Raw genomic sequence first — 10,822 nt, 5'->3', positions numbered from 1 at the left:
GAACAGGCTCTCGGTGAAGGTGTCGGCGCCGCGCATAGGTCTCTCTCAGATCGAGATGCTCACATTGTCCTCGCTGCGCCTCGCTCGACCATCACAACCGGTCGGTATTTCAGCAGCCTGCTAAGCGCCGCAGTTCGCCCTCCCGACACGGGAAGGCGAGTGCGACATAAATGGTCTCCTTTTGAGCGCCCAACCCGACAAACAGCGTGCTAGATTCACTCACGGCCCACTCCTGTGCATATCGGCAACGCCCAAGCAGACCACCTGCTAGGTGCATTGGTGTAGCACTGCAGGCCCCTGGCTGCAACCTACGTTTGCGCTGGAGATGGGCCGCCGGTTTTTACTAAGCCATCTTGTCTAGGTGTCGTTCTCCAGTACTTCGCTCCTTGAGAGTTCGCTATGCCACATCACGTCTTTCTGAGCCACGATTCCCGCGATCATGCACTAGCGGATGTCATCGGACGAGCCATTACTCGAATGTCACTGAATCAAGTTTCGGTCTGGCACTCTTCGGATCCGACAGGTACAGGCGGCCTCAAGCCAGGACATGTTTGGCTTGACGAAATCCGACAGCGACTAGCTTCAAGCAAGGCGGTTATCGCGTTGCTCACACCGACGAGCATAGCCCGGCCGTGGCTCTTGTTCGAAAGCGGCTATGGGGCCGCTAACCCTGATTGCGACGTGATCCCGGTATGTGTAGGAATCGACTCCCTTAGCGACGTGCCATACCCGCTTGCGATGTATCAAAGTTATCTTCTGTCGGACTACAACTCATTGCGGCGATTTGCTGAGAAGCTCTTGAACAAGTACGGGATCCACTTCGACGAAGAAATGGCAAAACCCGTACTCGACGAAGCCGTGGCGAAACTGCTCGAGGTTCTCCGAGTGCCGAGCAGGGAGCGGGACATGGCCCCGCAACTGTCGATCGACGATGCTGTCTCTGAAATCAAGGAGCACCTCGATAGACGCTTGGTTGGCTTCTTGTCATCGGCAATACTCAATGAGGCAACGCCACGTGAAAAGCACGACTACTACACAGTCTCGCTGGATCTGGGCAAAGGGGCGAAGAATCAGCGACAACAATACATTGAGGTCGGCCAGGAAACATCCGTGCAAGACGTCCTTGATGCGGTCTATCGATTACTTGATGGAGAGTTCGAAGCGTTCAAGTATTTAGAGAAGTGGATGCTCAGGGAGAATGGGACCGGCCTTCTTCTTGTAATCCGCGAAGTGTCTGGACGAATCCCAGCAAGCGTCGTTCTGAAGCCCAGCACCAAATGGGAAGTGGTACGGCTGAAGCGACCATACTCACCAACTGACAGCTCAGACGACATTGACCGTTGGTATGGAGCCGAATGACGGACGACTAACCGCTCTGACAGGACTTCCGCACCGGTCAAGCGCTGGTCTTCTTCTAAGTAGCTGCGTTTGAAAGATTCAAGATGAGCCGACACACAGACTCCACTCACTCAGCGTGACATTGCTGTCGAAGAAGGGTTATCGAGTTGACCGAGCATCGGCTCTGCACTGGGGTAGTGGCTGTGCACTGTGGTGTAGCTGAGAGAGACAGAATCCATTTATGACATCGGGGTTGTTCAGGTTTTTCCTCGGCCCATGATATGAACCGCTCGGTAGTGCTCTATTCTGTCGTCGTGTACTTGACGCAATGCCAGCACAAAAGGGTTATCGAGTTCACCTGCCGCCTGTCTGACCTTTCAGTACCTCCTTGCGCGCACGCCCGCCAATAACTGTGGTTGTGTTTCACGCTGCGGCGACCTCTTGATCAGCCACGGATCGCTTGAGGACAAGGTTCGGGTCAAACCGATCCCCGCGCGGCAAGACGCACCACAAGATGCGGGCGTTCTTGTTAGCCAGAGCCAGGATGACCTTCTGCCAACCGACCCGTTCGTTGAGTTGGACCAACGACAGACTGATCAGGTCATTGCGCTTGTGGGCGGTCATCACCGCCGACTTGGCACCCTGGATCAACATGGTTCGCAGGTAAACATCGCCACGCTTGGAGATGCCGCCCACCTTGGCCTTAAAGTCGGAAGAGTTTTGACTGGGAGCCAGCCCCGTCCAGCCACCAAACTGCTTGGCCGACTTGAACTGGGTGAAGTCATCGACGGTGGCGACCACAGCCAACGCAGTGATGAGGCCGATGGGCTGCGTAAGTACTCCCCGTTGAGGCTTTGGTTTGGCAAAAGTGTTTGTCAAAAGAGCGAGGAGTCAGGGGACGAGGCGAGACCTGAGGGCGTGGCAACATATTGCCATGACTAATTCAACCGACGAAGCTGTGCCTCAACCCGAGGACAACAAAAAGCCCAAGGGATTGGACCTCGGCAATCTCCTTCCACCCAAGGAAGCAGTAGATACATCTATTGGCATCTTGTACGTAGGCGGCCAAGGCTATTCAGCAGAGGCCTATAGGGCGGAAGCAGACGAAACGGTAGGACAGGAGGTGCTGCGGCACTTGTGCAACCGCTTTGCTGACAAGAGCGAGCGGTCGCCACTCAGTCCGGAAGACGCCGCCGCCCTTGTCGCCGCAGACATAGCCAAACTCGGCCCGGTCATCGCCAAACTGCAGCGATGGCACGAAGAGAACCCGCCGACTGACCTTCTTTCGCTCGGCCAAGCTGCTAGGCGTGCATTCGAGCATTCCAGCGAGCAAGCGCAGCATCAGATGAAGAAGTTGTACGAATCGATGCAGTCGAACTTCTCCTTCCTAACTGAATCAACACTGAGCAAGCTTCAAGGCGATTTGGGAGCAGTCGCACAGATGGTCAATTTCAGTGACCTGTTGCCATCTTCGGGCGTGGGGCGTTTCATGGAAGAGTTGCGGAAGCAGCAGGCGACTCTTGAGCCTCTGGGGTCCATCCTAGATCACGTCAATAAGGCGCAGGCCTTCACTGACGAGCTCCATAAGTCATCTAGCAGTGCAAGCAACCTGGGCGCTCGAATCCGACCTCCAGAGCTGACGATCATTAGGCCGGAGGATTCGGCCCTTGGCCGCGCTTCATTGAAGAATGCCGAAAACTCGGAGTTGGCCGTCAAGCTAATGACAGAGATGACTCAGCGCATCGGCGCACTTCAGGAAACCATGGTTGCGCGAGTATTGCCGGAATGGTTCGCCGATGTGCGACGCCGTCAAGAAGAAGCCAAGGCAAGCAGCGATGCTGCTTTGGTGGAGTCAGCACGAGCCGCGACCAATTTGGGGTGGACTGTATTCGGGATAGCCGCCTCTATCGTTGTGACTGTGGCAGCGACGATTTGGCAAGTCTACGTCGCCAAGGACATTGACGTTGGTAATACCGAGCAAATAAAGGGCTTGCAGAAGACGCTGAATGACCAGAAATTGTTCATGGAGGAGCAGCAAGGACTTCAAAAGCAGACACTTGATCAGCAGCGACTCCAGCTTGAGGAGCTAAAGGCACTTCGTGAGCAACTAAATGAGCAAAGACTTTCCGCTGGGAGTGCCAAGAAACCCAGGCTAGATGTAGCTTCTCAGGACAAATGACCCAACTGACGCCATTGAGTATGAGTGAATGAGGGCCTGAGCAACCAACAACTGCAGAGTGCTTTTTTTGACAACGAGTTTGGAGACCCCTGCTTGGCCATACAGCCTGATGGCTCAATCAGATTCCGCGCGTTAACACGCGCCGACCAGCCCGCCCTCTGGCACTGGCTCCACATCGCCCTGTGGGACCCACCCCCTGCCCCTGTGCGCCCGCTGGAGGTCTTGCAACACCCCGGCGTCAGCATCTATGCCGAGGGATGGGGCCGCACCTCGGATGTGGGGGTAGTGGCCGTGGTAGCGGGTGAAGACGCTGGCGCGTGTTGGATGCGCCTCTTGCCACTCCAGGTGGGCCTGGCCTATGTGGATGAGGCCACGCCGCAATTGGGCATCGCCCTGGAGCCGCAGTTTCAACGCCAGGGTTACGGCAAGCCCTTGATGCTGCGTGCGCTTGGCGCTGCGGCGGCGGCCGGCTACCAGCAGGTGGCGTTGACGGTGCACCCAGAGAATGGGGCGCGCTTTATGTACCAACAGTGTGGGTTTGAGTTTGTGGCGCTGCGAGGCAGCTATCACCTGATGGTTGCCAAGTTGGCTTGAGTTGCGTCACTGCCCTACCCTTTGGCCAAAGCCTGAGTCGCCCGCTTACCCAGCACCCCACCCGACAAGGCCAAGCGCTGTTGCACCAGGGTTTGTAGAAAGCGCACCACCATGGGCGGCTCGCCCTGGTAGAGGTGCAAGGTGTAGACGGGGTGGGCACGCTCGTGCAGGCCCAGCAGGTGCACCAGGCTGCCGCTGGCCAAGGCGTCTGCCACCAACAGGTCGGGCAGCACGGCAAAGCCGTTGCCTTGGATGACCCATTCGCACAGCATGGTGGCGCTGTCGATTTTGTAGCGCTTGGGGCAGTTCACGGTGTGGGCTTGGCCCTGGGCGTCATAGAGGCACAGCTCGGTTTGCTGTTGTTGCTGCCAACGGGCGGCCACAAAGGGGTGGGCGGCCAGGTCGGCCACGCTGGTGATGGGCGGTGCAGCCGCCAGATAGCGCGGGGATGCCACCGGCACACCCTGAAGCTGGCCAACTTGGCGGGCCCGCAGGCTGCTGTCGGCCTGCTCACCCACGCGCACGGCCAGGTCAATGCCGCCACGCACCAGGTCCACCACGGCGTCGTCAATGAGGATGTCGGGCTCTATCTCCGGAAAGCGGGTCACCAGCTCGCGCAGGGCGGGCAGCAGCACACTGGAGGCCAAGGCTTCAGGGCAGGCCACGCGAAGCGGGCCACGGGGCCGCTGGCTCAGGGCTTGGGCTTCTTCACCGGCCAGCTCCAGCAGGTTGCTCAGCTCATGGGCGCGGGCCAGCAAGGCGTGGCCTGCGGCCGTCAGCCCCAAAGAGCGGGTGGTGCGCACCAAAAGCTGAAAGCCCAAGGACTTTTCGAGTTGCGAGACATGCTGGCTGGCGCCCGACTTGGTGATGCCCAAGGCCTCTGCGGCGGCGGTAAAGCTGCCGTGGCGCACCACCTCGCGGAACACCAACATGCGCTGGGTCAGCGACTTCTTTTGTTCAACATCCATGAACAGTTAGTGAATATGGTTCGTATTTATCAAACCATATCACCAAACCTAGACTTCAGCCCATGCTTTCCCCTCACCACTGGAGTCCACCGTGACCACTGCTCTCGCAACCCCCACCATGCCCGCCACCACCCACTCTCGCGCTTTGCTGAGCGCCCTGACCAGCAGCCAAATCTGGGTGGATGCCTTCAACCGCGGTGACCTTGCCCATTGCGCCGACACCTATACCGAGACAGCCCTGCTAGAGGCCAAGCCCTTTGGCACCTTCAACGGGCGTGAGGCCATCCGCGCCTTCTGGGCCGACCTGCTGAGCAAGGGCGCCCGGCAACTGAATTACGAGCACATTAAGCTGGACCAGTTGGACGCACGCACCATGATCTTGTCAGCCCGTTGGACCATGAACATTGGCGGTGGCGTCATCAGCGTTGAGCGCTGGGAAGAGATCAACGGCCGCTGGATGCTGACGGAAGATCGGTTTGAGGTGCTGACGCAGGCTTGAGGAATACTCGGGGCATGAATACGCATGCTCAGTGGCTAGAACGACCGGCTCTATTCGTGGTCGTTTTGGTGGGCTTCTACTTTGTGGTGCTGGCCAACACCGGCCAGTCTTCGGCGTCACGCGCTGAAATTCGCTTTAACGCGGGCTGTCGCATGGCCGCATAAATCTCCGCGTCCAAGGCCTGAACAACAGCCTGGAGTTGGTCCAAGACCTGCATTGCCAGATCGGGATCAACCCCCCGCTTGGCGAGCAATGCGGGCAGGTCCTTCGAGGACGATGGCTTTGGTGTTCATGCCGCCTTGGTGCGGGGCGCTTTGCTCGGCTTGCCTGCCTTACTTTTGCGGGCTAGCTTGAAGTCGGCTACCACCGTGTCCACATCCACAGCCTGCGCCTCCAAAAGCTTACCCAGCGCTTGGCTGGCTTTTTTGAGCGCCACCCTGTCTGACTCCGCCTGCCCCTGCGTGGGAATGAAGTACCCCACCGTCTGGCCGTGCCGTGTCACCGCCACAGGGACGTTGGAGGCGATGTACTCCGCCATGTCAGCTCGAAACTCGCGAATGCCAACTCTTGGGGTTTCCATATCACCACCGGCCTTTTGTGAATCACTGTGTACACATTTTATGCGCGGCTTGATGCCGCAGCAAGCCCTCGCCGAAACAGGCTGGCTTGCGCTCCTGGGCTACGGCTGGCAAAAGGCAGCATTAGAGAGTACATTTCGTCAAAAATGTACTGTTTAATGACATGCCAAAGTCTTCTGCCCACAATGAATGGCTGCCGCCACAGGTGCTTGAAGCGCTGAAGGCCTTGGGCGCTAACCTGGCGCTGGCCCGCATGCGCCGCAAGGAATCTCTGCGGCGCTGGGCCAAGCGTTTGGGTGTCTCGGTCAGCACGCTGCAGCGCATGGAGGCGGGTGACCCGGGCGTTGGCATGGGGGTCTGGGCCGCTGCGCTGTGGCTGATGGGCCGCGCAGATGCGATGGCTGAGTTGGCCGACCCGGCCTTGGACATGGGAGCCCTGGAGCTTGACCTGCGCGCGGCGCGCGAGCGGCAAGCCCGCCGCGCCAAGGGTGCGGCATGAGCAGCTATCAAGTCCGCGATGAGCTTTACCTCTGGTGGCTGGCGCAGCCCGAGCGCCCCGTGCTTGTCGGCACGCTGCGCCATGTGACCCGCCATGCACGCCAAGCCGGTGGTGTCTCGCTGGAGTACGACCCCGGCTGGATCGCGAACGGGCTGGCCCTGAGTGAAGACCTGCCGCTGAAGGCGGGGGCCTATCTGCCCACCGAGGCAGGCTCTGCAGTGGGCGCGGTAGACGACGCCCGCCCCGACCGCTGGGGCGAGCGTGTGATCCGCCTGTTGGACCACCCTGCTCGCTTGTCCACCTTGGAGTTTCTGTATTTCGCGGGTGATGACCGCTTTGGTGCCTTGGGGGTGTCGACCTCGGCTGCCACCTATGAGCCGAGACGGCATGGCCCCATGGCCAGCCTGGATGAGATTGGCCTGATTGAAGCCTTGGTGCGTCAGGTCGAAGCGGGTGAGCCCGTGGAAGAGCGGCTGCGGCGGCTGATCACCCCCGGGGCCACGCTGGGCGGTGCCCGGCCCAAGGCCCTGGCGCAGATTGACGGCGAGTGCTGGGTTGTGAAGTTCTCCGAGCAAGGTGACACTCTAGACAGCCCGGCGGTAGAACACGCCACCATGACCTTGGCCCGGCAGGCGGGCATCGAAGTGTGCGAGACACGGCTCATTGCGCTGGCCCGCGGGCACGCGGTGGCGGTGCGCCGGTTTGATAGGCAAGCCGGGTGCCGCCTGCACGCTGTGTCTGCGCATGTGGCCCTACGGGCGGCCGGTCAGCCCATGGGCTACCCAGAGCTTGCGCTGCTGCTGAGGCGCAAGGCCCTGGCAGATCGCTTCGAGGCTGAAGGTGCGGAGCTGTTCCGCCGCATGGTGTTCAACATCTTGATGGACAACACGGACGACCACGAGAAGAACCATGCCCTGCTGGTGGATGCGCAACAGTACTTCCGGCTGGCCCCCGCCTTCGACGTGCTGCCCGCCGGGCAGGCGCTGGGCTATCAACAGATGCGCGTGGGCCGCGCGGGTGCGGAGTCCACCTTGAGCAATGCGCTGTCGGAGCACCGGTCTTTCGCGCTGACGCTGCAACAAGCCACGGCCATTGCGGCCGAAGTGGCTGGCGTGGTGGACGGATGGCAGGCGCATTTCGAACGCTGTGGCGTGAGCCCACACGACTGCAGGCTGCTGGCGCAAGAGGTGGACAGGCCGTTTCTCTTGGCGCAGCGCCGCTTTTGAGGCGGATGCGGGTAAGACCTTTCAGCCCCCTGCCCGCCACTCCAGCACCTCATCCCCGTGCCCGTCCACCTGCCCCGTGCTGCGCCAACCCAGGTGCCGGTAAAAACCGTAAGAGCGCACTTGCGGGTCAGTAGAGCAGCCTAGGAACAGGCGCTGGTGCCCGCGCTCGTGCAGCAGGGCCATCACGCGGCGCAGCAGCTCTTGGCCAATGCCCTGCCCTTCAAAGGCGGGCAGCAGGGCCAGCACCACCACTTCGCCGGTGTGCAGGTCACCAAAGCAGTAGCCCACCATCTGGCCTTCATGCTCGGCCCGCACGCCTTGCAGCACATTGGTGCGGATGTCCGCAGCCCAGCTTTCGGCGGTGATGCCCAAGGCCGCTAGGCGGGCCGGGCTGATGGCGTTTTCGCGGGTTTGGCCGCGCAGCAGGATGTAGCTTTGCGCGCGCTCTGGCGGCGCGGGGGCGTAGTGGATGGTCGCAAGAGCCTTCATTCCTCAACCCAGTTTTCCACCGTGAGGCCCACCACTCGCTCAAACTCCCTCACATTGTTGGTGACCAAGACACAGCTTTGGGCCAGCGCGTGGCAGGCGATCCAAAGGTCGTTCGCGCCGATGGGTGTGCCTGCCGCCTGCAGGCGTGCAGACTGTTGCGCGTGGTGCGCGCACAGGGCGTCGTCAGCGTCGAACTGAACAGGGATCTGGCGCCGCAGCGCCGCCAATTGCTGCAAAACCTCGGGTTTGCGCTGGCTGCGCTCTGCGCCTTTCAGCAACTCTGCATAGGTGACAAAGGACATGCACAGGCCGTCAGAAGGGGCCAGGCTGTTCATGCGCGCTGCCACCGACACCGGGCGCTTCTTGATCAGGTAGATCAAGATGTTGGTGTCGAGCATGTAGTTCACAGCGGCTCTCGCTCTTGCCAGGCCGTGCCTTGTGCGCGCTCTTCTTCGAGGGCTTGCACAAAGCTGGGGTCAAAGCTTTGCAAGACTTGAAGCAAAGCGTCGCCCCGGCGCTGGGGCACGGGCGGCACGGGCCGCAAGACGATGTCGCCGTCGGCGTTGCGGCTGATCTGCACTTGCTGGCAATCCAGCCGAAACTCCTGCGGGATGCGCACGGCCTGGCTGTTGCCATTCATGAAAACGCGCGTCTGTGCCGCCTTGGGCGGGTTGGTAGAGGGCTTGATGGACACGCGAACCTCCATGTGTGTACGCAATGTGTGTATGGTAGCCAAGGCGCCGCAAAGGAGCAAGGCTTAGTCTTGTCCAACCAGGTATGAGCCAGAAGCCAGCCTTCAACGCCCCATCAGCACCGGAGCCCGCCGCTCCACCCAGTGGATGACGGGCACAAAGGCCAGCACCAGCAGCAGCGCAGCGGCGCCGTCTTGCAGCGTGCCGCGCTCCAGCCCCAGCAGGCGCATGGCCGACAAGAGCCCGCCCAGCACGATGCTGTGCAACCCCAAGATGACGATGGTGCCGCGCGACAGGGTCAACAACCAGTCGCCCCGCAGCAAGGCCGAGAGGCCCACGGCCAGCAGCAGCACCATGGCAATGCCCGAGACACCCCCGGCATAGAACCAAAAGGGGCTGGCGCCGTATTGCAGCAGGTTGATGTCCACCCGTCCGTTGTGGGCGGCAATGGCAGCCGTCACCGCGCCAGCCAGCAGTGCCCCGCACAGCCACACAGCGCGCCCAGGCCCCTGCCCTATCCGCCCTGCCAGCGCCCGGGCTTGAGGGCTTTTGGATACCCCGGCCAGGTAGTGCCCCAGGGCATAAAAGGGCAGCGCCATCAAAGCGCTGTCAATGGACCACAGCAGGTCCGTACCCTGCTGCGCCAGTGCATAGGGCAGCGTGGCCAAGCACAGGCAGGCCAGCAAGGCCCTGAGCGGGCTGAGGGTGCTGAGCAGTAACGCAAATATCGCGGCCATCACGTAGAGGCCCACCAAGAACCAGACCGGCATGTTGATCATCAAAGAGCTGTCGGTGTAGTCGCCCACGGCATAGACTACGCCCAACAAGGGCTTGAGCACATAGCCGGGCACCAAGCTGTCACTCTGCAACAAGGCCGGCTGCTTCCATACGGCCAAGGCCAGCCAACACGCCCAAGCCAGCAGGGCGTACAAAAGATAAGGCAGCAGCAGGCGCCGCACGCCTAGCTGCAGGGTCAGCCACAGGCTCTGGGGCTTGAGCAAGTAGCCCGACAGAAAGAAGAACAGCGGCATGTGAAAGGTGTAGAAAAACGCCTTCACAGCCAAATTGCCTTGGGGTAGGTGCGCCCACACCACCAGCCAAATGCCCAAGGCTTTGGCGATGTCTATCCAAGCTTTTCTGTCGGAGGTGGGGAGCGGGCGCGTGGGCATCGCGATGGTTTGGGGCCTTGGGTACCGCCGAGTTTATGGGGCCTCCAAGCAGAAAGGCCGCAGCGTGGTGCCTGCGGCCTTTCGTTTCTGGGGCACTCGCGCACAGTGGCGCGAGCTGTGGCCCTAGATCAACACTTGGCGGCGCAGCGCTTCGTCGTCCAGCAGGCTGGCCAGGTTGGGCGCCATCACCGCAGCCGGGGCGGCCTGGGCCACTGTGGCGGCTTGGGACGTCTCTTGCAGCAGGCCTTCCGCCGGGGCGGCCAGCAACTCGCCCAAGGCAGGCGCTGGGGCTTCACCCTTGGCAAACCACACGTCGGCCATGGCGTGGGTGGCGCCATCAGCGGTGGTGTAGTCAGACACCAGGCCCAGCAAGTTGCCGTTGTCCACTTCGGTGCCGGTGGCGGCTTGCAGGTTCAGGCTGGTGATGCCCAGGTCGGCCAGAGACTTCAACTCACCAGCGTCCGTCACGCCGTTGCTGTTGCCGTCCACCCAAACTTGCAGTTGGTTCCAGTTGGCGTCCGCATTGCTGAGCATGTGGTCGTTGTTGCTGTCTTCCCAGCGCATGGCTTGGTAGCCGTCGCCCGCACGTTG

The 10,822-nt window shown here is 61.1% G+C and carries 15 protein-coding genes; 6 read left to right on the top strand and 9 right to left on the bottom strand.

Features of this window, described 5'->3' with window-relative positions:
* Positions 1-399 precede the first annotated feature (399 nt).
* A complete protein-coding gene (locus tag ACIQ3Q_RS21520) occupies positions 400-1,359 on the top strand; it encodes a toll/interleukin-1 receptor domain-containing protein (RefSeq protein ID WP_396271285.1) in 960 nt (319 codons plus the stop codon).
* A 402-nt stretch (positions 1,360-1,761) separates the two neighbouring features.
* On the opposite strand, the gene ACIQ3Q_RS21515 is transcribed toward ACIQ3Q_RS21520, so the two are convergent.
* Positions 1,762-2,217, bottom strand: coding sequence for a transposase (locus tag ACIQ3Q_RS21515; RefSeq protein ID WP_396271284.1), 456 nt, complete (start codon positions 2,215-2,217; stop codon positions 1,762-1,764).
* Positions 2,218-2,272: 55 nt separating this feature from the next.
* Here ACIQ3Q_RS21515 and ACIQ3Q_RS21510 point away from each other — a divergent pair, with 55 nt between their 5' ends.
* Together ACIQ3Q_RS21510 and ACIQ3Q_RS21505 are read left to right on the top strand one after the other, a co-directional pair.
* Positions 2,273-3,517 (top strand): hypothetical protein, encoded by a 1,245-nt coding sequence (locus tag ACIQ3Q_RS21510; RefSeq protein ID WP_396271283.1) that lies wholly within the window; start codon positions 2,273-2,275, stop codon positions 3,515-3,517.
* Between the two features lie 24 nt (positions 3,518-3,541).
* Positions 3,542-4,111: a GNAT family N-acetyltransferase gene (locus ACIQ3Q_RS21505; RefSeq protein ID WP_396271282.1), complete on the top strand. Its 570-nt coding sequence runs from the start codon at positions 3,542-3,544 to the stop codon at positions 4,109-4,111.
* Positions 4,112-4,125: 14 nt separating this feature from the next.
* On the opposite strand, the gene ACIQ3Q_RS21500 is transcribed toward ACIQ3Q_RS21505, so the two are convergent.
* Entirely contained in the window at positions 4,126-5,079 is a 954-nt protein-coding gene (locus ACIQ3Q_RS21500; RefSeq protein ID WP_396271281.1) for a LysR family transcriptional regulator, read from the bottom strand.
* Between the two features lie 91 nt (positions 5,080-5,170).
* Here ACIQ3Q_RS21500 and ACIQ3Q_RS21495 point away from each other — a divergent pair, with 91 nt between their 5' ends.
* Positions 5,171-5,578 (top strand): nuclear transport factor 2 family protein, encoded by a 408-nt coding sequence (locus tag ACIQ3Q_RS21495; protein ID WP_396271280.1) that lies wholly within the window; start codon positions 5,171-5,173, stop codon positions 5,576-5,578.
* Positions 5,579-5,654: 76 nt separating this feature from the next.
* Here the strand turns inward: ACIQ3Q_RS21495 and ACIQ3Q_RS21490 are convergent, their stop codons facing one another.
* The gene (locus tag ACIQ3Q_RS21490; RefSeq protein WP_396271279.1) at positions 5,655-5,795 is read right to left on the bottom strand and encodes a PIN domain-containing protein; all 141 of its coding nucleotides are present in this window, start codon (positions 5,793-5,795) and stop codon (positions 5,655-5,657) included.
* Positions 5,796-5,867: 72 nt separating this feature from the next.
* Positions 5,868-6,116, bottom strand: a complete 249-nt coding sequence (locus ACIQ3Q_RS21485; protein WP_396271278.1) for a type II toxin-antitoxin system Phd/YefM family antitoxin — start codon at positions 6,114-6,116, stop codon at positions 5,868-5,870.
* Between the two features lie 203 nt (positions 6,117-6,319).
* On the opposite strand from ACIQ3Q_RS21485, the gene ACIQ3Q_RS21480 reads away from it, so the two are divergent.
* Positions 6,320-6,655, top strand: coding sequence for a helix-turn-helix domain-containing protein (locus ACIQ3Q_RS21480; RefSeq protein ID WP_396271277.1), 336 nt, complete (start codon positions 6,320-6,322; stop codon positions 6,653-6,655).
* Positions 6,652-7,881 (top strand): type II toxin-antitoxin system HipA family toxin, encoded by a 1,230-nt coding sequence (locus ACIQ3Q_RS21475; RefSeq protein ID WP_396271276.1) that lies wholly within the window; start codon positions 6,652-6,654, stop codon positions 7,879-7,881. The genes ACIQ3Q_RS21480 and ACIQ3Q_RS21475 overlap by 4 nt, the downstream gene beginning before the upstream one ends.
* Positions 7,882-7,902: 21 nt before the next feature.
* Here ACIQ3Q_RS21475 and ACIQ3Q_RS21470 read toward each other — a convergent pair whose 3' ends face one another.
* The 5 genes from ACIQ3Q_RS21470 to ACIQ3Q_RS21450 all read right to left on the bottom strand — a co-directional run.
* Complete coding sequence (locus ACIQ3Q_RS21470; RefSeq protein WP_396271275.1) at positions 7,903-8,370, bottom strand: GNAT family N-acetyltransferase; 468 nt, start codon at positions 8,368-8,370, stop codon at positions 7,903-7,905.
* The gene (locus ACIQ3Q_RS21465) at positions 8,367-8,768 is read right to left on the bottom strand and encodes a type II toxin-antitoxin system VapC family toxin (protein ID WP_396271286.1); all 402 of its coding nucleotides are present in this window, start codon (positions 8,766-8,768) and stop codon (positions 8,367-8,369) included. The genes ACIQ3Q_RS21470 and ACIQ3Q_RS21465 overlap by 4 nt, the downstream gene beginning before the upstream one ends.
* A 5-nt stretch (positions 8,769-8,773) precedes the next feature.
* Positions 8,774-9,064, bottom strand: a complete 291-nt coding sequence (locus tag ACIQ3Q_RS21460; protein ID WP_396271274.1) for an antitoxin — start codon at positions 9,062-9,064, stop codon at positions 8,774-8,776.
* A gap of 102 nt (positions 9,065-9,166) precedes the next feature.
* Entirely contained in the window at positions 9,167-10,231 is a 1,065-nt protein-coding gene (locus ACIQ3Q_RS21455) for an acyltransferase family protein (RefSeq protein ID WP_396271273.1), read from the bottom strand.
* A 123-nt stretch (positions 10,232-10,354) separates the two neighbouring features.
* A partial coding sequence (locus tag ACIQ3Q_RS21450) for a hypothetical protein (RefSeq protein WP_396271272.1) occupies positions 10,355-10,822 on the bottom strand: 468 nt, incomplete at its 5' end.

The sequence above is a fragment of the Ideonella sp. genome (assembly GCF_044358605.1).
Classification (GTDB): domain Bacteria; phylum Pseudomonadota; class Gammaproteobacteria; order Burkholderiales; family Burkholderiaceae_C; genus Ideonella.
Note: the sequence above shows the minus strand (reverse complement) of the source record. Positions and strands in the feature narration are given on the sequence as shown.

Bases quoted from the DNA above. Each gene is read 5' to 3' on its own strand.
- ACIQ3Q_RS21455 (WP_396271273.1), bottom strand. From the start codon at position 10,231: ATGCCCACGCGCCCGCTCCCCACCTCCGACAGAAAAGCTTGGATAGAC.
- ACIQ3Q_RS21510 (WP_396271283.1), top strand. From the start codon at position 2,273: ATGACTAATTCAACCGACGAAGCTGTGCCTCAACCCGAGGACAACAAA.
- ACIQ3Q_RS21485 (WP_396271278.1), bottom strand. From the start codon at position 6,116: ATGGCGGAGTACATCGCCTCCAACGTCCCTGTGGCGGTGACACGGCAC.
- ACIQ3Q_RS21465 (WP_396271286.1), bottom strand. From the start codon at position 8,768: ATGCTCGACACCAACATCTTGATCTACCTGATCAAGAAGCGCCCGGTG.
- ACIQ3Q_RS21475 (WP_396271276.1), top strand. From the start codon at position 6,652: ATGAGCAGCTATCAAGTCCGCGATGAGCTTTACCTCTGGTGGCTGGCG.
- ACIQ3Q_RS21480 (WP_396271277.1), top strand. From the start codon at position 6,320: ATGCCAAAGTCTTCTGCCCACAATGAATGGCTGCCGCCACAGGTGCTT.
- ACIQ3Q_RS21490 (WP_396271279.1), bottom strand. From the start codon at position 5,795: ATGCAGGTCTTGGACCAACTCCAGGCTGTTGTTCAGGCCTTGGACGCG.
- ACIQ3Q_RS21500 (WP_396271281.1), bottom strand. From the start codon at position 5,079: ATGGATGTTGAACAAAAGAAGTCGCTGACCCAGCGCATGTTGGTGTTC.
- ACIQ3Q_RS21470 (WP_396271275.1), bottom strand. From the start codon at position 8,370: ATGAAGGCTCTTGCGACCATCCACTACGCCCCCGCGCCGCCAGAGCGC.
- ACIQ3Q_RS21520 (WP_396271285.1), top strand. From the start codon at position 400: ATGCCACATCACGTCTTTCTGAGCCACGATTCCCGCGATCATGCACTA.